This window comes from Lentzea kristufekii (genome assembly GCF_033949925.1).
Classification (GTDB): Bacteria; Actinomycetota; Actinomycetes; order Mycobacteriales; family Pseudonocardiaceae; genus Lentzea; species Lentzea kristufekii.
Genome location: NZ_JAXAVV010000008.1, coordinates 314,181 through 340,156, shown reverse-complemented (window position 1 = coordinate 340,156; position 25,976 = coordinate 314,181). Strand labels below are relative to the sequence as shown.

The 25,976-nt window shown below is 67.9% G+C and carries 29 protein-coding genes and 1 tRNA gene; 17 read left to right on the top strand and 13 right to left on the bottom strand.

What is annotated here, in order from left to right:
* Positions 1-657 precede the first annotated feature (657 nt).
* Positions 658-1,812, bottom strand: a complete 1,155-nt coding sequence (locus tag SK571_RS19015; protein ID WP_319985397.1) for a pentapeptide repeat-containing protein — start codon at positions 1,810-1,812, stop codon at positions 658-660.
* Between the two features lie 100 nt (positions 1,813-1,912).
* Here SK571_RS19015 and SK571_RS19010 point away from each other — a divergent pair, with 100 nt between their 5' ends.
* The 4 genes from SK571_RS19010 (at position 1,913) to SK571_RS18995 (ending at position 5,507) form a co-directional block, all read left to right on the top strand.
* A complete protein-coding gene (locus tag SK571_RS19010; RefSeq protein ID WP_319985396.1) occupies positions 1,913-2,806 on the top strand; it encodes an IS982 family transposase in 894 nt (297 codons plus the stop codon).
* Between the two features lie 254 nt (positions 2,807-3,060).
* Positions 3,061-3,420, top strand: a complete 360-nt coding sequence (locus SK571_RS19005; RefSeq protein WP_319985450.1) for a hypothetical protein — start codon at positions 3,061-3,063, stop codon at positions 3,418-3,420.
* 889 nt (positions 3,421-4,309) lie between these two features.
* Positions 4,310-5,038, top strand: coding sequence for a hypothetical protein (locus tag SK571_RS19000; RefSeq protein ID WP_319985395.1), 729 nt, complete (start codon positions 4,310-4,312; stop codon positions 5,036-5,038).
* Positions 5,039-5,054: 16 nt separating this feature from the next.
* On the top strand, positions 5,055-5,507 hold the full coding sequence (locus SK571_RS18995) for a type II toxin-antitoxin system VapC family toxin (protein ID WP_319985394.1): 453 nt from the start codon (positions 5,055-5,057) through the stop codon (positions 5,505-5,507).
* 250 nt (positions 5,508-5,757) lie between these two features.
* On the opposite strand, the gene SK571_RS18990 is transcribed toward SK571_RS18995, so the two are convergent.
* Both SK571_RS18990 and SK571_RS18985 read right to left on the bottom strand, forming a co-directional pair.
* Positions 5,758-5,831: transfer RNA gene (locus tag SK571_RS18990), tRNA-Pro, on the bottom strand.
* 19 nt (positions 5,832-5,850) lie between these two features.
* On the bottom strand, positions 5,851-6,804 hold the full coding sequence (locus tag SK571_RS18985; RefSeq protein WP_319985393.1) for a metallophosphoesterase: 954 nt from the start codon (positions 6,802-6,804) through the stop codon (positions 5,851-5,853).
* A gap of 68 nt (positions 6,805-6,872) precedes the next feature.
* On the opposite strand from SK571_RS18985, the gene SK571_RS18980 reads away from it, so the two are divergent.
* Positions 6,873-7,343, top strand: a complete 471-nt coding sequence (locus SK571_RS18980; protein ID WP_319985392.1) for a GatB/YqeY domain-containing protein — start codon at positions 6,873-6,875, stop codon at positions 7,341-7,343.
* A 42-nt stretch (positions 7,344-7,385) separates the two neighbouring features.
* Here the strand turns inward: SK571_RS18980 and SK571_RS18975 are convergent, their stop codons facing one another.
* Entirely contained in the window at positions 7,386-8,099 is a 714-nt protein-coding gene (locus tag SK571_RS18975) for a haloacid dehalogenase type II (protein ID WP_319985391.1), read from the bottom strand.
* A gap of 53 nt (positions 8,100-8,152) precedes the next feature.
* Here SK571_RS18975 and SK571_RS18970 point away from each other — a divergent pair, with 53 nt between their 5' ends.
* The gene (locus SK571_RS18970) at positions 8,153-8,803 is read left to right on the top strand and encodes a GntR family transcriptional regulator (RefSeq protein ID WP_319985390.1); all 651 of its coding nucleotides are present in this window, start codon (positions 8,153-8,155) and stop codon (positions 8,801-8,803) included.
* A 3-nt stretch (positions 8,804-8,806) separates the two neighbouring features.
* Here SK571_RS18970 and SK571_RS18965 read toward each other — a convergent pair whose 3' ends face one another.
* Positions 8,807-11,233, bottom strand: coding sequence for a transglycosylase domain-containing protein (locus SK571_RS18965; RefSeq protein WP_319985389.1), 2,427 nt, complete (start codon positions 11,231-11,233; stop codon positions 8,807-8,809).
* A gap of 237 nt (positions 11,234-11,470) precedes the next feature.
* On the opposite strand from SK571_RS18965, the gene SK571_RS18960 reads away from it, so the two are divergent.
* Entirely contained in the window at positions 11,471-11,761 is a 291-nt protein-coding gene (locus SK571_RS18960; RefSeq protein WP_266041199.1) for a WhiB family transcriptional regulator, read from the top strand.
* A gap of 13 nt (positions 11,762-11,774) precedes the next feature.
* Here the strand turns inward: SK571_RS18960 and SK571_RS18955 are convergent, their stop codons facing one another.
* Genes SK571_RS18955 through SK571_RS18945 form a run of 3 tightly spaced genes read right to left on the bottom strand, consistent with a single transcriptional unit; the run spans position 11,775 to position 14,184 of the window.
* A complete protein-coding gene (locus SK571_RS18955) occupies positions 11,775-12,899 on the bottom strand; it encodes an ArsA family ATPase (RefSeq protein ID WP_319985388.1) in 1,125 nt (374 codons plus the stop codon).
* Positions 12,896-13,888 (bottom strand): ArsA-related P-loop ATPase, encoded by a 993-nt coding sequence (locus SK571_RS18950; protein ID WP_319985387.1) that lies wholly within the window; start codon positions 13,886-13,888, stop codon positions 12,896-12,898. Before SK571_RS18950 ends, SK571_RS18955 begins: the two co-directional genes overlap by 4 nt.
* A gap of 44 nt (positions 13,889-13,932) precedes the next feature.
* On the bottom strand, positions 13,933-14,184 hold the full coding sequence (locus SK571_RS18945) for a hypothetical protein (RefSeq protein ID WP_090069795.1): 252 nt from the start codon (positions 14,182-14,184) through the stop codon (positions 13,933-13,935).
* Between the two features lie 68 nt (positions 14,185-14,252).
* Here SK571_RS18945 and SK571_RS18940 point away from each other — a divergent pair, with 68 nt between their 5' ends.
* From SK571_RS18940 to SK571_RS18925, 4 genes are read left to right on the top strand one after another with little or no spacing between them, the layout of a single operon-like run.
* On the top strand, positions 14,253-14,408 hold the full coding sequence (locus tag SK571_RS18940; protein ID WP_266041202.1) for a DUF4177 domain-containing protein: 156 nt from the start codon (positions 14,253-14,255) through the stop codon (positions 14,406-14,408).
* Positions 14,405-14,860 carry a RidA family protein gene (locus SK571_RS18935; protein ID WP_266041203.1) on the top strand — a complete coding sequence of 152 codons (456 nt, stop codon included), beginning with the start codon at positions 14,405-14,407 and terminating at the stop codon, positions 14,858-14,860. The genes SK571_RS18940 and SK571_RS18935 overlap by 4 nt, the downstream gene beginning before the upstream one ends.
* A gap of 40 nt (positions 14,861-14,900) precedes the next feature.
* The gene (locus SK571_RS18930; RefSeq protein WP_319985386.1) at positions 14,901-15,503 is read left to right on the top strand and encodes a hypothetical protein; all 603 of its coding nucleotides are present in this window, start codon (positions 14,901-14,903) and stop codon (positions 15,501-15,503) included.
* 11 nt (positions 15,504-15,514) lie between these two features.
* Positions 15,515-16,642 carry a hypothetical protein gene (locus tag SK571_RS18925; protein WP_319985385.1) on the top strand — a complete coding sequence of 376 codons (1,128 nt, stop codon included), beginning with the start codon at positions 15,515-15,517 and terminating at the stop codon, positions 16,640-16,642.
* Here the strand turns inward: SK571_RS18925 and SK571_RS18920 are convergent.
* Both SK571_RS18920 and SK571_RS18915 read right to left on the bottom strand, forming a co-directional pair.
* Positions 16,636-17,445, bottom strand: a complete 810-nt coding sequence (locus SK571_RS18920) for an MBL fold metallo-hydrolase (RefSeq protein ID WP_319985384.1) — start codon at positions 17,443-17,445, stop codon at positions 16,636-16,638. The genes SK571_RS18925 and SK571_RS18920 overlap by 7 nt on opposite strands.
* Positions 17,442-18,236: an NUDIX hydrolase gene (locus SK571_RS18915; RefSeq protein ID WP_406602002.1), complete on the bottom strand. Its 795-nt coding sequence runs from the start codon at positions 18,234-18,236 to the stop codon at positions 17,442-17,444. Before SK571_RS18915 ends, SK571_RS18920 begins: the two co-directional genes overlap by 4 nt.
* A gap of 39 nt (positions 18,237-18,275) precedes the next feature.
* Here SK571_RS18915 and SK571_RS18910 point away from each other — a divergent pair, with 39 nt between their 5' ends.
* The 3 genes from SK571_RS18910 to dnaN are packed head-to-tail and all read left to right on the top strand — an operon-like array spanning position 18,276 to position 20,689.
* A complete protein-coding gene (locus SK571_RS18910) occupies positions 18,276-18,632 on the top strand; it encodes a hypothetical protein (RefSeq protein ID WP_319985383.1) in 357 nt (118 codons plus the stop codon).
* 14 nt (positions 18,633-18,646) lie between these two features.
* The gene (locus SK571_RS18905) at positions 18,647-19,537 is read left to right on the top strand and encodes a Gfo/Idh/MocA family protein (protein ID WP_319985382.1); all 891 of its coding nucleotides are present in this window, start codon (positions 18,647-18,649) and stop codon (positions 19,535-19,537) included.
* 60 nt (positions 19,538-19,597) lie between these two features.
* On the top strand, positions 19,598-20,689 hold the full coding sequence (gene dnaN / locus SK571_RS18900) for a DNA polymerase III subunit beta (RefSeq protein ID WP_319985381.1): 1,092 nt from the start codon (positions 19,598-19,600) through the stop codon (positions 20,687-20,689).
* 47 nt (positions 20,690-20,736) lie between these two features.
* Here dnaN and SK571_RS18895 read toward each other — a convergent pair whose 3' ends face one another.
* The 3 genes from SK571_RS18895 to SK571_RS18885 all read right to left on the bottom strand — a co-directional run bounded on the left by SK571_RS18895 (position 20,737) and on the right by SK571_RS18885 (position 23,913).
* On the bottom strand, positions 20,737-21,984 hold the full coding sequence (locus SK571_RS18895; RefSeq protein WP_319985380.1) for an MFS transporter: 1,248 nt from the start codon (positions 21,982-21,984) through the stop codon (positions 20,737-20,739).
* Between the two features lie 802 nt (positions 21,985-22,786).
* On the bottom strand, positions 22,787-23,461 hold the full coding sequence (locus tag SK571_RS18890) for a Crp/Fnr family transcriptional regulator (RefSeq protein WP_030477589.1): 675 nt from the start codon (positions 23,459-23,461) through the stop codon (positions 22,787-22,789).
* A gap of 212 nt (positions 23,462-23,673) precedes the next feature.
* A complete protein-coding gene (locus SK571_RS18885) occupies positions 23,674-23,913 on the bottom strand; it encodes a hypothetical protein (protein WP_030477588.1) in 240 nt (79 codons plus the stop codon).
* Between the two features lie 79 nt (positions 23,914-23,992).
* On the opposite strand from SK571_RS18885, the gene nth reads away from it, so the two are divergent.
* From nth to SK571_RS18870, 3 genes are read left to right on the top strand one after another with little or no spacing between them, the layout of a single operon-like run.
* Complete coding sequence (gene nth, locus SK571_RS18880; protein ID WP_319985379.1) at positions 23,993-24,757, top strand: endonuclease III; 765 nt, start codon at positions 23,993-23,995, stop codon at positions 24,755-24,757.
* Complete coding sequence (locus SK571_RS18875; RefSeq protein ID WP_319985378.1) at positions 24,754-25,317, top strand: TlpA family protein disulfide reductase; 564 nt, start codon at positions 24,754-24,756, stop codon at positions 25,315-25,317. The genes nth and SK571_RS18875 overlap by 4 nt, the downstream gene beginning before the upstream one ends.
* Positions 25,314-25,973: an NUDIX hydrolase gene (locus SK571_RS18870; protein WP_319985377.1), complete on the top strand. Its 660-nt coding sequence runs from the start codon at positions 25,314-25,316 to the stop codon at positions 25,971-25,973. Before SK571_RS18875 ends, SK571_RS18870 begins: the two co-directional genes overlap by 4 nt.
* Positions 25,974-25,976 lie beyond the last annotated feature (3 nt).

Below are 25,976 nucleotides of genomic sequence, written 5' to 3'. Positions count from 1 at the left end.
GCCGCAATGACGATCCACGACCTGTGAGACGGATGGGCGGCGGAGGCGGAGTCCATCACAAACATCTCCCGACATATTCCACGGTGGCTGAACCACTGCCTTCGTCGTTTGGATCAAGACAGCCGTTACGCACCGTGAGTTGAACCGTCAACCTTCACTCGTAAGGGTTAACGCCACATGCAGGTTTCGTAAGGTTTGGCGCAGAATGATGGCACTGCGTCATGGAAGAACGGTCCCTTCTGCGGCCGCCCGTGTCGAGGCCCGTCACACGATCGGGTGGCTTATCGGGAATGTTGATGTCTTTTTCCGTCACCGGGAGGGACCTTCGGCCCTAGAGGAGGCGGGCCTCCACCTGAGCGATCTAGGCAGACAAAAGCTGAGACAAATTCACGATCCGATGGAATCTCTAGTCTCGTCGTGCGAGCGGCGTTACGGCCTCGGTGGGCGTCCTCCGGCCAACGGCTGCCGGGGCGCGGCGGCTCTCCCCGGATTTCTCCCGAAACGGCTGCAAAAACAAATCAGCCCCTGTCCGCATTTCTGCGGCAGAGGCTGATTTGTTTTATTCAGTCGGGGTGACAGGATTTGAACCTGCGACCTCTTCGTCCTGAACTAAGTCCACTAGTCGTTGTGGCCTGCAGGTCTACTCATCTTTGCTGGTCAAGGCGTAGGTTCCTGTTGGTCTATGTCAGTGTCTGAGGCGTCCGATCGTGGGTATCTCTCCCAGATTTCTCCCGAGGGATCTCGGATGAGCCTCCTGGGTAAGATCGTGTCCTCGCTCAACTCGGCCCTGCGAAGCTGGCCCGGTGTCACCACGGCCCTTGTTAAATCTGCACCTTGCAGTTGTGCTCCTGTCAGATTCGCGCTCTGAAGCTGCGCCATCGTCAGATTCGCGCTTTGGAGCTGTGCGTCCGACAGATCCGCGTGCTGAAGGTCTGCTCGTCGCAGCTTTGCTCCCTGGAGTTGTGCTGCCCGCAGGTCCGTGTGCTGGAGTCGCGCCCGCGTCAGGTCCGCGTGCTGGAGCTGCGCCATCCACAGGTCCGCACTATCGAGTTGCGCCCTCAGCAGGCGCGCACGTTGAAGGCCTGCGCCCCTCAGGTCCGCGTTTTGCAGTTGTGCCCCTGACAGGTTCGCGCCCTCAAACTGTGCTCCTAACAGTTCGGCGTTCTCGAGCCGAGCGTCTTCGAGGTGTGCGCGCTTGAGGTGCAGGTCTCGGAAATTGATCGAATTCGGCTCACACCTGGAGCGGTTTGGGCGCTTACCGAGCGCGGTAAGCGCGGCCTGTACGTCCGGCGCAGGCTCGCGCGGCAGCTCTGGATTGTCTGACCCGATCGGTGGGTGCATCCACTGTGGCTCCTCCGTCGACTCCACAATCCGGCGGGGCGCTTGATCGCGAATGAAGGCGATCAGGACCTCCACTACGTCTCCGTTATGATCGGGTGAGTCACGCATGACGTGCTCCAACGCGTGAACTCCGCCGATACGGACGTACAACTCGTCTGAGCCGAGCCGTTCAAGCGCCTTGGTGAACCGCTCAGTGACCTGTCCACGGTGCGCGAGGCGGTAGTTCCGCGCGGTGTAGAGCAAACCTGTACCGACAACCAGAGCACCACCAATGGAGATCACAATCAAGCGCGCGTTGTGTTCAGCAGGCAGACGCTGTTCCGGGGCTGCTTTGGTCAAGAGGTCCTGGTTGACCAGAAACTCAGGCGCGCGCCATATCGCGAGCACGTACAGGGCGAGAACACCTAAGCCACCTAGTACCAGTGCTCCAGTTCGAGCGAGCTGAACAGGACGGCGGAGAGTTTCGGCCACGCCACAAGGTCGAACCATGATCGGTCCTCGTTACCTAGACGAGTAAGTCCTAAGTCTGGGCGGTGTCTGAAGACGGACGAAGGGTGTTCAAGATCCGTTTGTGACGACAGACCTGAACACCCTTCTGACCGCACTTTACGTCAAGATCGATGACCACTTGGGCAGGGCCGCCCGGACCGGTCGGCCACCACGGCTGACCGACGCCGAACTGCTCACCCTCGCCGTCGCCCAGGCCATGCTCGGTATCCGTTCCGAGGCCCGCTGGCTACGGTTTCTACCTCGTCATCTGCCTGGCGCTTTCACTTACCTGCCACAGCAATCCGGCTACAACAAGCGCCTGCGCACCGCGGTCCCGCTGCTCAAGCACATCATCCGTGTGCTCGCGCTCGACACCGATCTGTGGACCGACGCGACCTGGGTGGTCGACTCGACCCCGGTCGAGTGCGCCCGCTCCCGCGAAGCGGCGAAACGCTCCGAACTGGCCGGCTGGGCCGGCTACGGCTACTGCTCGTCGCATTCACGGTTCTTCTGGGGCCTGCGCCTGCACCTGGTCTGCACCCCGGCCGGGTTGCCGATCACCTGGGCCCTGGCCAACCCGAAACTCGACGAACGCCAGGTACTGATGGCGATCCTGGACCACGACCCGTCCGTGCTGGCCAACCGGCCCGGTCTGCTGATCATCGCGGACAAGGGCTACGTCTCCCGCGAACTGGACGCGTTCCTGGCCGAACGCGGAGTCCGGCTGCTACGCCCGTCCTATCGCAACCGCACCCCACACCCGGCCCAGCACCTGCTCAAACCCGTCCGCCAACTCATCGAGTCGGTCAACGACACCCTCAAAGGCCAGCTCGACCTCGAACTGCACGGCGGCCGCACCATCGACGGCGTCACCGCCCGCATCGCCCAACGCCTGCTCGCACTGACCGCCGCGATCTGGCACAACCGCGCCACCGGCCAGCCCACCACCCGATCCCTGATCGCCTACGACCACTGATCAGTTTAGGACTTACTCGTCTAGGCGATGTCTGGTGCCCGCCGCACGGCTCATGATCTCTTCAGAGGGACACAACCCACCGCTACGCTGGGGTTCGACATCCTCGCCGGATGCTGGCCTCCGGTTTGGCCACCGGGGGGCATCGGCGGGGACACATCCGGCGATGAGGTGGACCTACGGTGACGTCGGGTTTTCCAGACCCTGCACACACCACGATCGGGCAGCGCATCAAGCGGGCGCGTGGACGTGCCGGCATGTCCCGCCCAATCCTCGGTGGTCTGATCGACAGGAGCACAGAGTGGGTGAAGGCGGTCGAGAACGGCCGACTGCAAGCACCGCGCCTGCCGATGCTGCTCCGCATCGCGCACGCCTTTGGTGTGCAGGATCTCGCTGACCTCACCGGCAACGGCCATGCCGTGCCGGTCTCCGTGTTCGCGGGAGAGCGGCACATGGCGCTCACCGCCGTACAGGCCGCGCTGACTGACTACCACCTGCTTGGCGACGCCCCGCCGCCGAGTGTCGCGCACCTCGCGGTACGCCTTGAACAGGCATGGCAGGTGCGGCACGCGAGCCCCGATCACCGCACGCAGCCGGTCTGCTTCTTCATGGCCTGATTCGGGATGCACAGCGCGCCGTGCGGGTAATCCGCGGTGGTGTGCCGATGCAGCTCGCCGCGCACTGGCGTCGAAACGGGTTCGCGACGTGGCTTTTCAAGCCTGCTGCGACTGGTTGGTATCCGGCGAAAGCGCCGCGCGCGGCATAACCGGTGCCGATCCTTGGCAACCCGTTCCCAGGGGTGCCAGCACGAGGACGAGGTGCCGCTGCTCGCGCGGACGCAAGTTGGCTGCCGGTGGCGGCTGGCCTCACGCCGCACGGTCTCCGTCACACGCACAAGACGCTGCTTGTCGAACTGGGCGTAGCAAGGCCGCTTCAGGATGAGCGACTGGGGCACCTGGACGGCACCGTGCAGGGTCGCTACTCGCACGTGACACAGACGATGCGGGATCGGCTCATGTCAGACCTGGAGGAGGTCTGGGAGCAAGCGCTGGAGTTGCGGCGGGCGATGAGCCCAGGGTCGCCGGTCGTGGCGCTCGACAGGCTTCTCAGGTCCGCTCGAGGCCGTGGCCTCACGCCTCCGGGGGAATCGACAAGATTTTCTGCGGAGGTAGGGCGCGTGCTGATGTGGGACGCATCATGATGGCCCTGACCTGCTGGAACGCTCGCTTTGAAAGGCCAGTGCCGTTGGCGCCCTATGGCACGCCATCGCGGCCATAGGGCTCACTTTTGATCATGAAGGGGAGGTTGTTTAACCAGGCTGGGCGGACGACACTGTGGCCAGGACCGCAGTAGATAGCCCGTCTGAGTGATCCGGTGGCCGAAGTAACAGACGTGCCTGCACGTATCGATAGGTTCACCGGTCGGTGGTGGTGCCATCCTGGACGTGAGGGATGCAGAAGCCGAGGGGAGGTCAACGTGGGATCAGAGGCAGCAGAAGACCTAGCTGTGATCAATGTGGAATTGAAAGGTCCGCACGGACAGATCGACCCTCGTGCGGTCGCCGAAGCGATAGTTGCGTTGGACAAGGTCCTCCGGAGCCTTCCGCAAGATGAGCCGACACCGTTGGCCATTAGCAGCCTCTCCGTAGGCAGTGCCAAGATCGGAATCCGTGCTACGGAGCGCGTTGCTGGCGTGATGCGCGATGGGCTTCGGGACTTGTTCCACGAGGCTTTGGTTCCACGAGGCTGGTCGGTCGAGACCGTGGCTAGCCTTTTGGAGCTCGATCAGGTGCGCAAGCGTGCAGGCGTTGAAGGGATCTGGCTACGGATCGATGACGCGCTTGCGCCGCTTGATGAGCAACTCGCTTCGCATGCACGAGACAGCATCAAACCTCCGGCGCCTTCACTGGGCTCTGTGCGTGGTGAGTTGTACCGATACAACGGCCACCAACACACAGCCGCACTTCGTGACTACCGAACCAAAGGGATCGTGACCGTTACCTTCCCGACTGCGCTGGCGGCCGACGTGCGGGGCGCGTTGGACCAGGAAATCGAAGCCTGGGGTCGACTCACGCGAAACATTTACGATCAGGTCGAGTCCATTGAGCTCGAGGGTCTGACTTCGGTGGAGACCCCCGAGTCACGGGTGTCGCTGGACGACGTGATCGGCTTGTTCGGTTCTGACTGGACAGAAGGAATGGACTCCGTGGACTGGGTTAGGCGGCAGCGTGGCTAAACCACCACCACCGCTCGTGGTGGTCGACAGCTGCGTGATCGTCGATGTGCTTGCTCCAACCGACACGGATCGGCACGCCAGGTCCGTTCAGCTCCTTCGTCTCGACGGCCAGCAGCACCGTGTTCTGCTGCCAGCTCTGGTGATCGCTGAGATCGCAGGAGCTGGCCAGATACGAGGTGATGAGGGCGGAGCCGCCGAGCGCAAGCGGAGGATCGCGTTTGCGCACCAGTGGATCAAGGACAGCGAGTACCTCGTTGCTGACATCACTGAGCGCGTCGCAGGACAAGCCGCACGTCTGGCGACGGATCACAACCTGAAGGGCGCCGATGCCTGCGTTGTTGCGGTGGCTCTGGCGTGGAAGTGCCCCAAGCTCTACACGTGGGATGGCGGAATCTTGAAGATCGCTGACACGATCCCAGGGCTTTCGGTCGAGCAACCGTCAGCGCACGGCCAGGGAGCGATCTTCTAGCCGCGTCCCGCGCCGTGGATCCCTGGCGCGGCCATACGGCCCGCTGGCGAGCTACCTGCACAACTATGACGAGCCTTGCCGTTAACGACGCTTAGCGGGCTTCTCGGGGTGCTCCGCGCGCTGCTGAAGTGACCTTCTGGGGAGTTGTTCTCCCAAATTTCTCCCAAACCGGCCCAGAAAGACCCTGAAACACAAATCAGCCCCTGTCCACATCTACTGTGGACAGGGGCTGATTTGCATCTATTTCACATCGGGGTGACAGGATTTGAACCTGCGACCTCTTCGTCCCGAACGAAGCGCGCTACCAAGCTGCGCCACACCCCGGCTGGGAACATGTAGAACTCTACATCATGTCCGCGCCAGCTCCGAATCGGACCCCCTCATTCCGCCCCTGACCAGGCGTAACGGGCCTCGGAACGAGGGTCAGCAGGGAAGCCTCCGGAGGGCAGCAGAAGCGCACCGGCGCGTACGGCGAAGTGCCCATGCCGGCGGACACGTTCATCCACATGTGCGAACCCCAGCGCGAAACGCCACGGGCTCGGCCGCGGTCCAATTCGCAGTTCGTCACAACGGCGCCGTAGAACGGGATGCGCAGCTGGCCGCCGTGGGTGTGGCCGGCCATCACGAAGTCGTAGCCGTCGGCCGCGAACGGGTCCAGGACGCGCGGTTCGGGGGAGTGCGTGACGCCCAGCCTCAGTGCCGCGGACGGGTCCGGGGTGCCGGCGATGTCGGCGTAGCGGTCGCGCTTCAGGTGCGGGTCGTCGAGGCCCGCGCAGAAGATGGCCTGGCCGTTCACCATGATGGTCTTGCGCAGGTGCGTGAGGTCTTCCCAGCCTCGTTCGATCATGCCTGCGCGCAGGTCGCGCCACGGGAGCGTCACGCCGTGGATGCGCTTGGTCTTGGAGGACGGCAGCAGGTAGCGCACCGGGTTCTTGAGCTTGGGCGCGTAGTAGTCGTTGCTGCCGAACACGAACACGCCCGGCTTGTCGAGCAACGGGCCGAGCGCGCGCAGGGTGCCGGGGACGGCGTCCTTGTGCGCGAGGTTGTCGCCCGTGTTGACCACGAAGTCCGGGTTCAGGTCGGCCAGGGCGGCGACCCAGCGCTGCTTCGACACCTGGTTCGGCGTCATGTGCAGGTCCGAGATGTGCAGCACGCGGATCGGCTTGGCGCCGGGGGACAGGACCGGCACCGTGGCGGTGCGCAGAGTCCAGTGCCTTCTCTCGATTCCCGCCGCGTACGCGACGGTCGCGGCGCCGAGAGCGGTCGTGGCGAGGAGGGCGCGGCCCAGCTTGTTCACGCGTCAAGGGTACGGAAGGGCGGTAACTCGATCGGCGCGGCATCCGGCGGGCGGTACCGTTCTGCCTCATGGCGGAGTTGAAGACGCGACTGCAGAACGACCTGACCGTGGCGATGAAGGCCAGGGAGACGGTCACGGCCGGTGCGCTGCGGATGGCGCTCACGGCCGTCACGAACGAGGAGGTCTCGGGCAAGCAGGCCCGTGAGCTCAGTGACGACGAGGTCGTGAAGGTCCTCTCGCGCGAGGCGAAGAAGCGCAAGGAGGCCGCGGAGGCCTTCGACGGTGCCGGCCGGACCGAGAAGGCCGAGCTGGAGCGCCAGGAGCTCGCCGTGCTGGAGGTCTACCTCCCCAAGCAGCTCGACGACGCCGAGCTGGCGTCCATTGTGGACAAGGCGTTCGACGCCGTGGCCGCGCAGCTCGGTGAGGCGCCGGGGCAGAAGCAGATGGGCCAGGTCATGAAGGCCGTCAACGCCGAGGTCGCCGGCCGCGCCGAGGGTGGCCGGGTGGCCGCCGCGGTGAAGGCCAAGCTGGCCGGCTGACACGAGTGTGCCGCAGCGGCCCGGCCGCTGCGGCACCCCGACTCAGAACGCCTTGTCGACCGCGTCCGCGAACTCGCCCATCGACCCGAACTCCAGGTCGTAGCTGAAGTCCTCGGTCGGCTTCGGCGTCGCGCCCCAGCCCGGCCGGTCGTGCCGCCGGTTGATCCACACGGATCGCAGCCCCTCGCGCTTGGCCGGCACGTGGTCGTGGAACAGGCTCTGCGCCACGTGCAGCAGTTCCGAACGCTCGATCCCCAACGACTCGAGCGTGGTGTCGAGCGCGCGGAAGTGGTTCTCGGCGGGCTTGTACGCGCCGACGTCCTCCGCGGTGATGATCGCCGCGAAGTCCCCGCGCAGCTGCCGGTTGCTCCCGGCGAAGCCTTCGCGGTGCACGTTGGACAGAATGATCAACTTGTAGTGGGAAGCCAGGCGCGCCAACGCGTCCGCTGAATCCGGGAACGCCGGCCAGTCCGGAACGGACGAGCCCAGTCGCCGCGCCCACTCGTCACTCACCTCGCGGCCCAGGTCGGAACCGGCCTGCCGGAACGCGGCGGCCAGCACGTCCGGGTACAACGCGAACTCGGCCGTCCCCACCTCGGCTTCGGCCGAGGCGTAGGCGAGCAGCAGTTCCTCGTCGGACAGTGACAGTCCCTGTTCCCGCGCCCACGGCGAGAGCACCGCGATGAGCCCGGCCTCCCAGTCGATGAGCGTGCCGTAGCAGTCGAAGCTGAGCGCCTTGAACGTCGTCAGGTCCATGCCGACTAACTGTAGTACAGTTCAACTGTAGGGCAACTGGTTAAACTGGCCACATGTCAGCCCTCGACGGCCTCGAAGTGCGCCGCACGACCACGGCTCAGCAGCTCGCCGACGGCCTCTCCGAACGGATCATGGCCGGTGCCTTCGGCCCTGGTCACAGGCTCAGGGAGAGCGCGATCGCGGCCGAGCTGGGCGTCGCGCGCAACACCATCCGCGAGGCCGTCCGCATCCTGGAGCTCACCGGCCTGGTCCGCTACGAGGTCAACCGCGGCGCCGTCGTCATCGCGCCCACCCCGGAGAAGATCGAGGCGCTCTACACCGCCCGCGAACGCCTCGAAACGGCGGCGGCGATCCGCGCGCCGCGCCCCGAGCAGCTCGAAGCGATCACCAGGGCGTTCGACGAGCTCACCGACGCCGCCGCCGAAGGCGACACGGGCAGGATCGTCGATCGGGACCTGGCCTTCCACCAGGCGATCGTGGCGCTGCTCGACAGCACGAGGCTGGACGAGTTCTTCACCGCGCTGACCAAGGAACTGCGCTTCTACCTCACGGTGCTCTCGAAGTCCGAGACGCCGGAGGAGGTCGTGGCGCAGCACCGGGTCATCCTCGACGCGATCCTGCTCGGCGACCACGACAAGGCGGTCGCCGAGATCCGGGCGCACATCGACGTGAGCGTGCAGCAGCTCAAGCAGCTGCTCGGCTGAGAGCTACCTGCCCGGTTCGGTCGGCAGCGTGATCGGTGGCGGCTCGTTCGGGTTGCCCGGGCTGGGCGGCGGCTGCGACGGCTCCGTGGCCACCGGCGGTGGCACGTACCCCGAGCTCACCGACAGCGTGATCACCGTGCCGCGCAACGCGTTGCCACGCGGCGTCTGGCTGACGACCGTGCCCTTCGGCTGCTCGGAGTTCACCGACTGCTGGCTCACCTTGTAGCCGGCCTGGTCCAGGATCCGCGTGGCGTCGTTGATCTGCTTGCCCACCACGTCGGGGATCTGGATCTCGCGGCCGCCCTTGAGGTAGCGCTGCTCCACCTGCGGCAGCGGCGACGCCGGGATCGAGCCGTGCACCTTCGTCATCGTCTCGAACCACGTCTTGGCCGGGATCGTGCCGCCGAAGATGTTGCCGTTGCCGCACAACCGCGGTGCGGCGCCGATGCAGATCGGACGCGGGTTGGTGCCGTCGTTGAACGTCTGCACGGCGCCCGCGAAGTCCGGGGTCGCGCCGATGAACGCCGCCGACTTGTACTCCTCGGTGGTGCCCGTCTTGGCGATCATCGGACGGGACCACTTGGCGGCACGGGCGGCGGCCGCGGCGGTGCCGTTGCCGACGTCGTCCTTGCTCATGCCGACGGCCAGGCCGTTCGCGAGACCCTCGGCGACGACCTGCTCGCACGGGGCCTCGTTGACGGGGACGGCCTTGCCGTTGCGGTCCAGGACCTTCGCGATCGGCGTGGGCGGGCACCACTTGCCGCCGCTCACGATGGTCGCGACGACGTTCGCGAGCTCCAGAGTGGACACCGGCGCAGGGGAGAGCGTGAACGACGCGTTGCCGCCGTTCTGCTTGTAGAACTCCGTCTGCGAGATGCGGTTCTGCTTGTCCTTGGCCTTCGGGTCGGGCCTGGTGCCCTGCAGGTTCGTCGCCATCGTCTCGCGCATGCCCAGCCGCGAGGCCATGTCGACGACCGCGTCCATGCCCGTCTGCTCCTCCAGGATCACGAAGCCGGTGTTCGGCGACGTCGCGAGGGCCTGCTGCAGCGTCATCGAGGACGGGTAGCTCGAGTCGAAGTTCGACAGGCAGTACCAGCGCGTACCGGGCTCACCGGTGCTCGGGCAGCGCTGGGCGCCGCCCTTGAAGACCCTGGAGGTGTGCGACGTCGGCGTCGGGATGACGTTCTCGATGCCGAGACCCTTCTCCAGCGCCGCCGCGGCCGTGAACACCTTGTAGATCGAGCCGGCGCCGAACTTGTTCTCCACGCCGCTGGGCAGGTCGTACGTGGTCTGGCGCAGGTCGGACTTCAGCCCGTAGTCGCGGTTCGCGACCAGCGCGAGCACGTCGTGGCGTTCCTTGCCGGGCTTCACGATCGCCATCGTGTTCGCGATGCCCTCGGTGCCCTTGGGAACGCCGGCCTCCGCCGCGGCCTTCGCCTGCGAGGTGGCTGCTCTGTCCAAAGTGGTCTGAATGGTGTAGCCGCCGGTGCGCAGCTGTTCCTCGCTGAAACCCGCGCGCTGCAAGTAGTTCACGACGTACGAGCAGAAGAAACCGTTTTCCGGACCGGCGCCGACACAACCGTTCGGCGGGGTGCGCACCGGAGTCGCGAGACCCAGGCCTTCCTTCTTCGCCGCCTCACCCGCGTCGCGCGACAGCTTGTCGTTCTCGACCATCCTGTCGATCACTTTGTTGCGCCGGTCCAAAGCTTTGTCCGGATACGCTTCGGGGTCGAGTGCTGACGGACTGTTCACCATTCCCGCGAGCATCGCGGCTTGTGGAACCGTCAACTTGTCGGGAGTCGTGTTGAAGTAAGCCTGAGCCGCCGCCGCGATGCCGTAAATGGTCGAACCAAAAGGAACGACGTTCAGGTAGCGGGCGAGGATCTCCTCCTTGCCGAGCTTGCGCTCCAGCTGCAACGAGATCCGGGCCTCGCGCATCTTGCGCGCGATGGTCTGCTCCTGGGCCTTGGCCTGCTCCAGCTTGTTGTTCCGCGCCACGACGTGGACCAGGTAGTTCTTGACGTACTGCTGGGTCAGCGTGGACGCGCCCTGCGAGACCGAGCCGCTGACCTGGTTCGTCAGACCGGCACGGATCGTGCCCTTCCAGTCGACGCCCTGGTGCTCGTAGAACCGGCGGTCCTCGACCGAGATCAGCGCCGCCTTCATGGTCGGCGAGATCTTCTCGGGAGGTGTCAGCACTCTGTACTGGTCGAACAGGTAGGCGATCGGGGCCCCGTCCTTGTCCGTGACCGTGGTGATCAACGGAGGATCCGTCGTCACCAGGTCTGCCGAGATGCTGTCCACCGTGTCGCTGGCTCTGTTCGAGACGAGACCTGTCGCACCCACGACTGGGAACAGCATGCCGGCGAGGAGAACCCCAGCCAGCAGGCACAGGCCGAGCATCTTGAGCACGCCATTCCTGACTCGCACGCAGGTCAGCGTACGCCGTACACGAACGGGTGAAGGTGATCAGTAAGTGCCGTTACTCAGCATGAGTAGACATACGCAAGACAGGTAACAGTCGGGTGACCCAGGCTTGGAGAGGGAACCGAACGGCACTACAGTCCGTCAACGTCCAAGGAATGCAGCCGTGGCTCGAACGCTACGGCATCCGTGGCAGGGGTGTGGCGGATTTCCACATTTGGACAGCACTGAGGAGTGGGGGATATGAACCAGGGGGATTGGCGTATCAACGCTTCGTGCCGTGACGAGGAGCCGGATCAGCTCTTCGTCCGAGGTGCGGAGCAGCGCAAGGCGAAGCTCGTGTGCCTGGGTTGCCCGGTGCGCATGGAATGCCTGGCCGAAGCGCTGGACAACAAGATCGAGTTCGGGGTCTGGGGAGGCATGACCGAGCGCGAACGCCGCGCTCTGCTGCGCCGCCGTCCGGATGTCGACTCATGGCTCGAACTTCTCGACAACGCACGTCAGGAACACGTCGAGGACACGAGGGTCGGCTGAGCGCAGCCGGCGTCTACTCGCCGGCGAGCCGGCGACCTATCTCCCGTAGGCCGTCGAGGTCGTGCACGTCAGCAGGCAATGCGGGCACGCCGACCAGCGAAACGCCGGGGTGGGCACGCGTGAACCGGGCCAGCAGCCGCTTCTCACGATCGGCGACTGCCACCCGGTCCGCGTGCAGCCGGAGCACTGCCGCGGCGAGCGGCGCGTCACCGGAGCGGTCGAGGTCGTCCGCTGCGGCGACCGCCTTCGCCGCGGGCAGATCGGTCGCGAGCACGGGATGCGTCCTGTTCGCGACGAGTCCGCACAACGGCATGTTCTCGGCGCTGAGCCGCTCCACGAAATAGCTCGCTTCGCGCAATGCGTCGGGCTCTGCCGCCGCGACCACGACGAAACCGGTTCCTGGCGAGCGGAGCAGTTCGTACGTGCGCTGGGCGCGCTCGCGGAATCCTCCGAACATGCTGTCGAAAGCCTGAACAAAAGTTGACGCGTCCTGCAACAGCTGGCCGCCGACGATCGTCGACACGGCGCGCGTGAAAAGGCTGAAACCGGTTCCAACGATCTTGAGCAGACCGCGCCCGCTCGCCCGTGCCGGAGCCGACAGCATCCGGATGAACCTGCCGTCGAGCACCGTCGACAGCCGCTGCGGCGCGTCCAGGAAGTCGAGCGCCGACCGGCTCGGCGGGGTGTCGACGATGATCAGGTCCCACTCGTCCTGCGCCACCAGCTGGCCCAGCTTCTCCATCGCCATGTACTCCTGCGTGCCGGAGAACGACGAGGAAATGGTCTGGTAGAAGGGGTTCGACAGGATCTGGTCGGCCCGGTCGCGGCCCGCGTGGGTCAACACCATGTCGTCGAACGTGCGACGCATGTCGAGCATCATCGCGAACAGCTCGCCCTTGGGCTCGAAGCCCTCCACGACGACCTCGCGCGGGTGGTTGTCCAGCTCCCGCAGGCCCAGCGACTGCGCCAGGCGCCGTGCCGGGTCGATCGTCAGCACGACCACGCGCCTGCCGCGTTCGGCCGCGCGCAACGCCAGCGCCGCCGCCGTCGTCGTCTTGCCCACGCCGCCGGAGCCGCAGCACACGAGGACGCGCGTCCCCAGGTCGTCGAGCAGCGGGTCGAATTCGAGCTTGTTCATCGGACTCCTGCCGCGACCAGCGCCTCGGCCAGCTCGTAGAGCGCGGCCACGTCCACCCCGTCCGTCAGGTCCGGCAGCTCCAGCGTCGGCAGGTCCGACTCGCCGAGCAGTTCCTTGGCCTCTTGTTGTGACTGCACCCGGATGGCGTGCTCCACGGTCTCGTCGACCAAACCTTCGAGCGTGAACTCGTCGAGGTCGAGCCCGGCGGTCTGCAGCCCCGCGCGCACCCGTGCCTCGTCGAGCCGGCCCTCGGCGGCGACCGGCAGCGACCGCGCGGGCAGCCGGACCGGCTGGACCCGGTTCACCAGCACCGCGCCCGGACGCAGGTCGGCGCCGTCCAGGTCGGCGACGGCGTCCAGGGTCTCGCGCACCGGCATCTCCTCCAGCAGCGCCACCAGGTGCACCGCCGTGTCGCCGGAGTGCAGCAGCCGCACGACGCCCTCGCTCTGCCCCTTGATCGGCCCGACCTTGGCGAGGTCGGCCATGGCCTTGGTGACGTCGAGGAACTTGACCACGCGCCCGGTGGGCGGCGCGTCCAGCACGACGGCGTCGTAGAGGTGGCGGCCGTCCGGCCCGGTGCGGTTCACGCACTCCTTGACCTTGCCGGTCAGCAGGACGTCGCGCAGGCCGGGGGCGAGCGTGGTCGCGAACTCGATCGCGCCCATCTTGCGCAGCGTGCGGCCCGCGAAGCCGAGGTTGTAGAACATCGCCAGGTACTCGAGGAGCGCGGCCTCCGCGTCGACCGCGAGCGCGTGCACCTCACCGCCGCCCGGCGCGGACGCGATCCGTTCCTCGGAGTAGGGCAGCGGGGCCCGGTCGAAGAGCTGGGCGATGCCCTGCCTGCCCTCGACCTCGACCAGCAGCACCCGGCGCCCGCCAGTGGCCAGCGCCAGCGCCAGCGCGGCCGCCACCGTCGTCTTGCCCGTGCCGCCCTTGCCGGAGACCACGTGCAGACGGGCTCGGGTCAGCTCCTCGGTCCACGACGTCACACGTCCAGACTATGTGTGAAATCGGTCGAACGTGGACCGGTCGGTCAATCGACCATGGTGAGGAAGAGAACGGCCATGGCGGTGGCGGCGACCAAGGCCCAGGCCACGACCGACGGCAGCCACAGCGCGATGCTGGCCGTGATGACGACCACGACCACCAGTCCGATCAGACCGGCCTGGACGACCGCGACGCGCTGGCTGTGCTTGCGGTCACGCACCTGTGCCATGGCGACGAGAACCAACACCAGCCCGCCCACCGCGAACAGGCCGGTGGCGATGATCCGCCAGGTCTCCATGTGATCAAGGTAGCTCCAACCGCGCCGACCGCGCAGGCCCCGCTCGGGTGGCAAGTTAGGCTCCGCGCATGACGAAGTGGGAGTACGCGACCGTGCCGTTGTTGATCCACGCCACGAAGCAGATCCTCGACCAGTGGGGCGAGGACGGCTGGGAGCTGGTCACCGTGCTGACGAATCCGACCGGTGAGCAGCACGTCGCGTACCTGAAGCGGGTGAAGCCGTGAGCACCTGGAGCAACCGCCTGAAGGAGCTCGGCATCGAGCTGCCCGGCGTCGCCGCCCCGCTCGCCGCGTACGTGCCCGCCACGCAGAGCGGCTCGTGGGTGTTCACGTCCGGCCAGCTGCCGTTCGTCGACGGCAAGCTGCCGGCCACCGGCAAGGTCGGCGCCGAGGTCTCCCCGGAGGAGGCCAAGCAGTACTCCGCGACGTGCATCCTCAACGCTCTCGCGGCCGTGCACGCGCTCGTGGGGATTGACTCGATCAAGCGAGTCGTGAAAGTTGTCGGGTTCGTGGCCTCCGCCGAGGGCTTCACCGGTCAGCCGGGTGTCATCAACGGCGCCTCCGAGCTGCTCGGCGAGATCTTCGGTGACGAGGGCAAGCACGCCCGGTCCGCCGTGGGCGTGGCCGAGCTGCCGATCGGCGCTCCGGTGGAGATCGAACTGATCGTCGAGGTCTGAGTTCCCGGTTCGAGTTACGGGTTCTGCTGAAGGGTGTGACATGTCGGACACGTGCCACGAACTGCTGCTGCGGCTCGCCGGGCGCCTCCCGGACGACCTGCTGTGGCGGTACCGGGACTGGGCCGCCTCGGACGCGTACGCGGTGCTCGCGCGGTCGCTGCCGCGCACCCTTCTGCACGGACGCATCCCTCTGACCGATCACGAACTGCGCCTTTTGCAGGACGCGCTGGTGCCCTACGGGGCGGAACCCGGTGCCCTCAGTTCGGTCAAAGGACTGGACGAAGTGCCCGCCACCGACTACACCTTTTCCCCGGAATCACCCGATCGGGTGCCGATGGGTGATTCCGCGACCGTCGTTCTCGGTGCCACGCTGCGAGGCCGGCACGGGGTCGGTGAGGTTCGCTCCTGCTGGCGCATCGGTCCCTCCGGGATCAACCGCGTCCTGCTGGTGGCGGCCACGACCGGCCACGCCCGGCTGACCGGTGAGTTGCAGCGCGTTCTGCGGGCGTTGGGCGAGCACGACCCGTGCGTAGAGGTCATGTCGTCCGGAATGGACCTTCCGCCCTATCACCGGGCGGCGTTGGCGGCATCCGAGCTGGTGTGCGCCGGCGCCGAGTCCGATGAGCACCTGGTGCTCAGCTAAGGAGAGTTGACGTGACGAACGACGGTGTCGGCCTGCCGGTCCGTCTCCACGATCTCCTGTTGTCGATGGCCGGGCGCGTGGACGACGCCGCTCTGTCGCAGGCCCGCGAGTTCCTCGCGGTCGGAGAACTGGACCGATCGATCGAGCTGCTCGTCGGCACGCTCGTCGCGGGCAGCATCCCGGTGCTGCCGGACGAGCGCGCCGCCATCACGTGGATCCTCCACGAGGTCCGCTCGGACGCGTCGCTGACCGACCGCCTGCCGGTGGTCGAGATGCTGCCGTTCATCAGGCACCGCTTCACCTCCGAGACCGACCCGGCCTCGGACATCGCCGGCGACCTGGCCCGCGCGGTGTCGGTGCTGCCGGACGTCCGCTCGGTGCGGTGCGTCTGGCGTTCCTCGCCGACGGGCTCCACGCCGGGCCCGTTGCCGCAGCGCGTGGTGCTGGTGGACATCGGTCCGCAGGGCTTCGCGCCGGCGACCGCCTACCGGGTCGACTCGGTGCTGCGCAAGGCGGGCGTCCGCGCCGCCGTCGAGGTCCTGACGACCGGTGTGCAGGTCAGCGAGTACCACGCCGCCGCGGTCACGTCGTCTCTCGCGGTGCCGATCTCCGGTGCCCCGGCCCCTATGGCCGACCACGTCTCGCAGCAACAGCAAGCCTGGTTCGACCAGCCCGCCGAGGAGCTTCCCGCTCCGGCGCCGGTGGCCGAGCCGACACCGGCGCCGGAGCAACTGGAAGAGACCGGCTCACGACGCACACGTTCCACACCGCCGGCGGTCGAGGGCTCGCAGCCCTTCCCGCCCAAGCCCGTGAAGCGCATCCCGAGGGCCTCCGTGGAGCCCGAGATCGAGGCGCTCCCGGAGCCCGTGCCGATCAACCGGGCCGAGATCACCACCGAGCTCAAGCCCGACGAGCTGGCGGCCCTGCAGGCGGCTTTAGCGGAGCCCGCCGAGCCGTCGTCGGTGGACGCGAACCTCAGCGAGCGCGAGCGGGCCCTGCTGCAGCAGCTGCACGAGGAGCTGGCGCAGCGGGAGCAGACCGGGTCGCCGGCCACCGACAGCGGCCGCTGGCAGATCGACCGGTCCTCGTCGCGTCAGTCGGCGTTCGGGGCCACGAACAACGGCCACCAGCCTCAGTAACCGGTCCGCAGGTACTCCAGCTGGGCCCGCACCGACCATTCGGCGGCGGGCCACAGCACCCGGTCGACGTCCGCGTAGACGACCTCGACGACCTGGCGCGGGGTCGGCGCGCCGCCGAGTTCCTGGACGGCCTTGCGGACCTGTTCCAGGCGTTGCGCGCGGTGGGCGAGGTACATCCGCGCCGCTTCCCCCGCGTCCGCGAGCTCCGGGCCGTGGCCGGGCAGGACAGCGGTGTTCTCCGGCAGTTCGGCCAGCAGCTTGAGCGACTCGAAGTAGTCGCCGAGCCTGCCGTCCGGGTGGGCGACGATCGTCGTGCCGCGGCCCAGGACGGTGTCGCCGGTCAGCACGGCCTCGCCCTCGATCACGAAGCACAGCGAGTCGCTGGTGTGGCCGGGCGTACCCAGAACGCGGAGCTCCAGGCCCGCGCTGGTGATCACATCGCCGTCGGTGAGGCCCTCTGACCCGTAGGTGAACGTCGGGTCGAGCGCGCGCACCGGGGCCTTCACGAGCTCCGCGAACTCCCGTGCGCCCTCGGAGTGGTCGGGATGGCCGTGGGTCAGCAGGATCTCGGCGACCGGGCCGATCTCCGCGATGCGCTTCAGGTGCGCGTCGTCGAGCGGGCCGGGGTCGACGACCACGTACGACGTCGCGTCCGGGGCCTTGAGCAGCCACGTGTTCGTGCCGTCGAGCGTCATCGGGGACGGGTTGTCGGCCAGCAGCACGGCGGCGTGTCCGGTGACCTGGCGGAGTTCGCCGTACCGGGGGTGCTGCGCGCGGGCGCCGATCAGCGGGGAGCCGCTCACTGGAACACCACCCGGATGACGTCGCCGTCGCGGATCAGCTTCGGGATGATCTTCTCGACGCTGCGTTCCTCGGCCATGACCTTCTCGACGCTGCCGAGAGCGCCCACCTCGTCGAGGGTGCGCCAGGTGGGCGGCATGAGCATGCGGCGACCCTCCTGGGCGTCCTGGATGGCGGCGGCGGGGGTCTGCCACGCCGCGTCGGAGGCCTCGGTCGTCTCGCCGTCGGCCTTCTGGCCCGACGGCAGCGCGGCGACGAAGAAGCGGGTGTCGTAGCGGCGGGGCTCCTCGTACGGGGTCACCCAGTTCGCCCACGGTCGCAGGAGATCCGCGCGCAGGACCAGGTTGTTGGCCGCCAGGAACTGCGCGAGGGAGAGCTCTCGGTCGACGAGCTGCTGCCGGGCCTGTGCGTAGTCCTTCGTGTCCGCGACGACCGACGTGGCGTCGGGCCCCGCGAGCAGCACGCCGGACTCCTCGAACATCTCGCGCACGGCCGCGCACACGAACGCACGGGCCGTCGCCGCGTCGACGCCGAAGATCTCGCCCCACCACTCCGGCGGCGGACCGGTCCACGCGACGGACGTGTCGGCGTCGCGTTGATCCACACCCCCACCGGGGAAGACGGTCATGCCGCCCGCGAACGCCATGCCCTTCACGCGGCGCAGCAGGAAGGCCTCGAGGCCCTCGGCGCCGTCGCGGAGCAGGACCACGGTGACGGCGTCCCGTGCCTCGGCGGGTTGGGAAACCGGCGTTCGGGGTACCAGGTTTCCCGGCAAGGTCATGTCGTCGGGCATCCTCCGAGCGTACGACCGCGCTTACTCGAGGATGGTGTGATGGCGACGAACGTCTCCGGCTGCCTGGTGAAGGTCCTGCTGTTCCTGCTGGGCGCGGTGATGGGCACAGGCCTCACCGCGGTGGCGGGCGTGGTGATGTTCGTGCCGGACAGCACGACCATGAGCAGCGTCGAACCGACCCCCGACGCGCCAGGCATGTACGTGAAGAAGATCGAACGGCTCGTCGGCGGCGACCACTACGAGATCTGGCTCGGGCCGTCAGCGGATCGCGGTTACGTGGTGACCGTGCCCGGCGGCTGGGGTCATGAGCCGAAGCGGGAGGCCGGCCAGGACGGCGTGCGCCTGAAGTTCGGCAACGGCGGGGAGATCTTCGTCCCCAAGGCCAGTTACTCCTGAGGCAGGATGTGCGAGTGGACGAACAGCTGCGCGTAGGACTTGTCGGTGCGGGCCCGTGGGCCCAGATGATCCACGGCCCTGGAATCGCGAACCACCCCGGCACCACGCTGACCGGCGTGTGGGCGCGCCGTCCGGAAGCGGCGCGCGAGCTCGCCGGTTCCCTTGGCGCGGAACCGTTCGAGGACTACACCGCAATGCTGTCCACTGTGGACGCCGTGGCGTTCTGCGTGCCGCCGGGCGTGCAGGGCCCGATGGCGATCGAAGCGGCGAAGGCGGGCAAGCACCTCGTCCTGGAGAAGCCGATCGCGGAATCCGCCGAGGTGGCCGCGGAGCTCGTGGCGGCCGTGGAGGAGGCGGGCGTCGCGTCCCTGGTCGTGCTGACCCGCCGCTACGCCCCCGAGACCAAGCAGATGCTGGCCCAGCTGCACCGCACCGGCGGCTGGACCGGCGCCGACAGCCGCTGGATCTCCGGCGCACTGCTCGACGGCCCGTTCTCGAACTCCCCGTGGCGCCACGACAAGGGCGCCCTGGACGACGTGGGCCCGCACGCGTTCGACCTGCTCGACGCCGCCCTGGGCGAGATCACCGACGTCCTGGCCGCGAACGTCACGGACACCGGCCTGTGGCAGCTGATCCTCCAGCACGCCGGCGGCGCCACCAGCACCGTCTCGCTGTGCCTCTCCCTGCCGATGCAGCCGCCGTTCGCGGACTTCACCGTCTTCGGCACCGAGGGCCACCGCACCCTGACGAACCGGGACACACCCGCGCTGGAGTGCTTCACGAACCTGCTCGACGACTTCGTGGCGATGGTGGACAGCGGCACCACCACGCACGAGTGCGACGTGCGGCGGGGCCTGCACCTGCAGCGGATCATCGACCTGGCGCGCCGCAAGGCCGGTGCCTGAGATCCCAGCCGGAACCAGGGCGCCCGAAATTGTCAGGGGTGCCCGCTAGCGTCCTGAACCATGGACCTCACCGCCACCACAGCCGAGCTCGCCGGTGCCGCCGCCGAGGTGGCGCGGCTGCTGCCGACCCGCGTGCTCGACCCGGTGCTGGCCGGGCTCCGCCTGAAGGCCGGCACGGACGTGGAGGTCGCGGGCAGCGACCAGGAGCACGGCGTGCGCCTGAGCGTCTACGCGACGGTGCACACCGAGGGCGAGGTGCTCGTGCCCGCGAAGCCGCTGGCCGCGACGCTGCAGGCGCTCGACGAGCCGCAGGTGCGGCTCAAGGTCGAGGGGCAGCGGCTGGCCATCCGCACGCCCACGTCCAGGTTCGCGCTCCCGCTGCTCGACCTCGCCCACCACCCCGGTGTTCCGGCGCTGCCGGAGCTCCAGGGCCACATCGACGCGGCCAAGCTCAGGATCATCGCGGCCGTGGCGGGCGCGGCGAGCAAGGACGACGCGTTGCCGATCTTCACGGGCATCCGGATCCAGTCGGACGCCCACAAGCTGCACTTCATGGCCACGGACCGCTATCGCATGGCCTACGCCACACTGCCGTGGGAACAACAAGGTCAACTCGACCTGTTGGTACCTGCGAAGGCCATCGTCGAGGCGGCCCGGCAAGCGACGGGCGAGGTCGCCCTGCACGCGAACCAGGACCGCATCGGCCTCGCCTGGGGCAACAACTCGATCTCCACCGCGCTCTTGGCCGCTCCGTTCCCGGACGACCGGGCGCGCCGACTCCTGGAGGCAGTCATCGACAGCACGGTGCTCGTGGACGCCGACGCGCTGGCGCGCGCCGTCCGCAGAGCCACGCCCTACGGCGGCCCTCACCAGGCCGTGACCATCCAGGTCGAGGACTCGGAGGTCAGGGTCAAGGGCAGCGACCCGCAGCAGGGCGAGTCGGAGGAGTTCGTCAAGGCGACGGTCGAGGGCGACCGGCTGACCAAGACGTTCCAGGCCCGCTACCTCGCGGACGCGCTGAAGGCGTTCGCCGGCCGCCGGATCGAGCTGAAGATCCAGGACGGCCTGCGCTCCACGGTGCTGACGTCGCCGCCCGGTGAAGACGGCGTCGAGCTCACCTACCTCGTGGTGCCGATGCGTTCGGTGGCCTGACGAACGCAGAAGGCCGGCCCGATCCGGGCCGGCCTTCCGAGTACCGATCAGCGCGAGGCGAGTTCCATGTCGGAGCGGGCCGGCACCTCCGCGGGCACGCCGCGCTGCACGGTGGCGCGCAGCAGCCAGACCGCCAGCGCGATCAGCAGGCCGGCGACACCCGCCGCGACGAACGCCGGCCGGGTGCCGAAGTGCTCGATCAGCTGGCCGGACAGGCCCTGCCCGATGGCGAGGCCGACGGTCACCGAGGTGATCACCCAGCCGAACGCCTCTGCGGCCATGCCGTTCGGCGTGACCTGCTCGATCGCCGCGGAGTGCGCGGTCGACTGAGGCGTGATCAGCGTGCCGACCAGGAACAGCGCGATCCCGAGACCGATCAGCGTCGCCGGGATCGAGAGCAGGAACGTCAGCAGCGCGAAGCCGCCCAGCAGCACCGGCAGGCGCAGGTGCATCGGGCGCGGCCACGGGCGCATGCCGTAGAGCACGCCGAAGACCACCGAGCTGATCGACCACAGCGACAGCATCAGACCACCCATCGAGGCGTGACCCGCGGCCTTCGCGAACGCCGGCACGGCCACCTCGACGAAGCCGATGGTCACACCGAAGCCCAGCGCGGCCAGCGCCACCGTGCGCATACCGGGGTAGGCGAACGCGCCGAGCAACGGGCGCGGTGCCTGCTTGACGGGGCCCCAGGCGCGCACGACGGGGTTGAACGCGAACCACAGCGCGCCGACGACCATCAGCACGGCGCCGACGACGACACCGGTGCCCGCCCACGGCGCGGCCAGCAGCAGACCGGCGAGACCCGGTCCGAGGATGAAGAAGACCTCCATGCTGATCGCCTCGTAGGCGTAACCCGCCATCCGCGTCGGGCCGGCAGGAACCATCCGCTCCCACAGCGCACGCGACGCCGAGCCCACCATCGGCTCGGTCGCGCCGACGCCGAGGGCCAGCGGGACCAGCACGAACACCGACGCGGCCGCCTCGACGGCGAGCACGGAGACGGTGACGAAGACGGCGAACATCCCGGTCACCCAGAGCAGGGGGCGGGTGGGGCCGAAGCGGTCCATCAGCCGGCCCTGGACGACGGAACCGAGTGCCACACCCGTCAGCGCCGCTGCCGAGACCAGGCCGGCGACCGCGAACGATCCCGTCGCGCGCTCGACGTAGAGCAGCAGCGAGAGCCCGACCATCGCGATGGGCAGGCGGGCGAGCAGAGACGCGACCACGGGGCCGCGCATGCCGGGGGTCGTCAGGGCAGCGCGGTAGTCGGAGAGACGGGCGGAGTGGGACATGTGTACCAGTATGCCAAAGTTGGTACGGATGTACCAGATCGGGTGCGCAGGGTCACGGTGGTTGCGATTGGGTCACAGGAATGGGATGACCGGGTGAAACATGCAACGAATCGGCCACACACGAGGTCCTTGAGGGTGAAAGGGCTTGAGCGGTCGGGGTGTCGACGTGCGAAAGTTGACTCGCCGACCGAGACCAACCTCTGGCCAGAGGGTCGGGGCCTGCGCGCCAGAGGATGGAAGGCGTGGTTCGTCGGGGGATGGGCCGCGCGAACACAAAGGACCGGTGCGCCACGTCGGGGGTGGCGCCCGGTCCTTTGTGTTTGCTGTGCTTGTTGGCCGCGCCTCCGGCGCGGCGGCGAGTTCGCCGGGAAGCTGGTCATCCGTCCGCCGCTTCGCCCCGATTGGGCTTCGCCGAATCGAGACGAAGAGGCGAACGGATGACCAGCGCGAACTCGCGAAACTCCTCGCCCGGTCGGAGCGCCGCCGCGGACTCGCGATGCTTGCCGTGTCGGTCGGAGTGTTGCCGCGGACTCGGGATGCCTGCCGTGCTGGCTGGAGCTCTGTTGCGGGCTCGGGATGCCTGCCGTGCTGGCTGGAGCTCTGTTGCGGACTCGGGAAGCCTGCCGTGCTGGCTGGAGCTCTGTTGCGGACTCGGGATGCCTGCCGTGCTGGCTGGAGCTCTGTTGCGGGCTCGGGATGCCTGCCGTGCTGAGCCCGAGGTCGGTCGCTTGCTCGGGCCTCAACGCAACGGAGCCCCGTCGAGTGCCCGGGGCTCCGCTGCGTTGGTGCTTTGCGTTCTGAATTAGCGGGCTCGGCGCGCCAGGCGCTCCGGGTCCAGGATCAGCACGCTCTTGCCTTCGAGTCGTAGCCAGCCGCGGTGCGCGAAGTCGGCCAGGGCCTTGTTCACGGTCTCGCGGGACGCGCCGACGAACTGCGCGATCTCCTCCTGCGTCAAGTCGTGCGTGACGCGGAGCAGGCCGGCCTCCTGCGAGCCGAAGCGCTGTGCGAGCTGCAGCAACGCCTTGGCGACGCGGCCGGGCACGTCCGTGAAGATCAGGTCGGCCAGCATCGAGTTCGTCCTGCGCAGCCTGCGGGCCAGGGCCCTCAGCAGCTGCTCGGCGATCTCCGGCCGGTTGGTGATCCACTGACGGAGCGCGGGGCGGTCCATGGACACCGCGCGCACCTCGGTCACCGTCGTCGCAGTCGACGTGCGGGGGCCGGGATCGAAAATGGACAGTTCGCCGAACATGTCGGAGGGCCCGAAGATCCCCAACAGGTTCTCGCGGCCGTCCGGCGACTTGCGGCCGATCTTCACCTTGCCGGACTGGATGATGTACAGGCGATCGCCCGGCTCACCCTCCGCGAAGATCACATGGCCACGCGGGAACTCCACCGTTTCCAGGGTCGTCGCCAGCGCCTCTGCGGCCGCCGGGTCCACCCCCTGGAAGATGCCCGCTCGCGCCAGGGTCTCGTCCACCTCGTCCCTCCTAATCGACGCGACGGCACGCCTACCACCATCTTTGGTGGAGTCAGCGCCGTGCCGCCGATCACTGCGTTGCAGTCTAAGGGCTCTCTTGTGGATCGCCGCTCGGCTCGCCGTCTTACTAGGCAGAACAAGACTGACTCGATCCAGAGCCCAACGAACCAGTCTACGCCATTCGGGTGCCGGTCAACGCAGGGCCCTGGGTCCTAACGGACGCGCTTGCGCGCACCCCCGCGGCCACGGCGACGGAGCCGGAACATGTCAAGGGCGCGACCGATGCCGTGTCCGTAGAGCGCCTTGACCTCTTCAGGCCTGGCGGACTCCAGGAACTCCTCGACCTCGTTCTCCTGCACGGCAACGTGCCGGAGCTTCGCTTCGACGCGCTCCATGAAGAGCGCGAAGAACATGATCACGATCGGAACGACGATCACAAGCCAGGCAGTCATGATGCTCCGAAGTGTGGCGCATGAGGGATTCGAGTGCGGATCTAGGGGTGGGTTCCGGCGTGTTGACTACTCTGGATCAGTGCCCGCAACCAAGAAACCGGAAACCAAACTCGGCCTGACCCGCAGGGCCCACCGGATGGTGCGCGTGCTGGCCCAGGGATACCCGGACGCGCACTGCGAGCTGGACTTCACCACTCCGCTCGAGCTCGTCGTGGCGGTCATCCTGTCCGCGCAGTGCACCGACAAGAAGGTCAACGAGGTCACTCCCGCGCTCTTCGCGAAGTACCCGACGGCCGCCGACTACGCCGGTGCCGACCGGGCGGAACTCGAAGAGATGCTCCGCCCCACCGGTTTCTTCCGGAACAAGGCGACGTCTCTGCTGGGTCTCGGTGCCGCTCTTGTGGAGCAGCACGACGGTGTGGTGCCGGGCAACATGGAGGAGCTGGTCAAGCTCCCTGGTGTAGGACGCAAGACGGCCAACGTGGTTCTCGGCAACGCGTTCGATGTGCCCGGGCTCACAGTCGACACCCACTTCGGGCGTCTCGTGCGCCGCTGGGGCTGGACCGACCTGGAGGACGCGGTCAAGGTCGAGCACGCCATCGGCGAGCTGATCGAGAAGCGCGACTGGACGATGGCCTCGCACTGGATCGTCTTCCACGGCCGCCGCGTCTGCCACGCCAAAACGCCGGCGTGCGGCGCCTGCCTGCTGATGAACGACTGCCCGTCGTACGGCCTCGGTCCGGAAGACCCGGACAAGGCGGCCAAGCTCGTGAAGGGCGACGAGAAGCCACACCTGATCGAGCTCGCCGAGCGGGTACGGGCCGGTGAGAAGCTAGGAGCGTGAACAACCGCACGCGCTGGCTCGTCGTGGTGCTCGTCCTCGGTGTGGCGGGTGTCGTGGCGTTGTGGCCCCGTGACGAAGCGCCGGGGCCGCAGCCCACGTCCACCCGCCCCACCCAGGACATGGCCGCGTTGCGCGCGCAGGCCCAGCTCCGGCCGTGCGTGCCGGGGGCGGAGGGCGGCGTCGGCGTGACGTGCCTGGGCGACGGCACTCGGACGGCCCTCGCGCTCAAAGGCCCGCTCCTGATCAACTTTTGGGCGACCTGGTGCCAGCCGTGCCAGGAGGAGCTGCCGGTGCTGGACACGTACGCGAAGCAACCAGGTGCCGTCCCGGTCGTCCCAGTTCTCGTGGAGAGCAGGGAGGCGGACGGCCTGGAGTTGCTCGCCCGGCTCGGCGTGCGGCTGCCCTCGGTCCACGACGAGGCGGATCAGCTGCGCAAGCAATTCAAGGCGCCGATGACGCTTCCCGCCACGTATTACGTAGCAGCGGACGGTCAGGTCCGGCAGATCACCGATCCGCCGTACTTCAAGGCTCCGGAACAGGTGGAGAAGGCGGTTCGATGACGGAGGCGACAGAGCCACCCGACTGGATGCAGCGCCTGGCCAAGGCCACCGAGGAGATCGACGCGCAGACGTTCATGCGGGTCCCGCGGGCGCCGGAGCAGGGCGTGCGCAAGGCGGCCGTGCTCATGCTGTTCGGCGAGTCCGAGGAGCACGGGCCGGACGTGCTGCTGCTGCGCCGTTCGGACACGCTGGGCTCGCATCCCGGCCAGGTCGCGTTCCCCGGCGGTGCGTCCGACGAGATCGACGACGGGCCGGTGGGCACGGCATTACGCGAGGCTTACGAGGAGACAGGTGTACTTGAGTCAGGAGTGAGACCACTGGCGACGCTGCCGGAGCTGTACGTGCCGGTGTCCGGGTTCGTGGTCACGCCCGTGCTCGCCTACTGGGAACAGCCGAGCCCCGTCGCACCTGTCGACCCGGCGGAGACCGCCGCGGTCGCGCGGGTGCCGGTCGCGCACCTCGCCGATCCTGCCAACAGGTTCCGGGTGCGTCACCCCGCGGGTTACGTCGGAGCGGCCTTCTCCGCGCCGGGCATGCTGGTGTGGGGTTTCACCGCGGGGTTGATCAACGGCCTGATCGCACTCGGCGGCTGGGAACAGCCGTGGGATGCGACCGATGTGCGTGACCTTGAACTAGCGTTGCGCGCTACACAGTGAGGC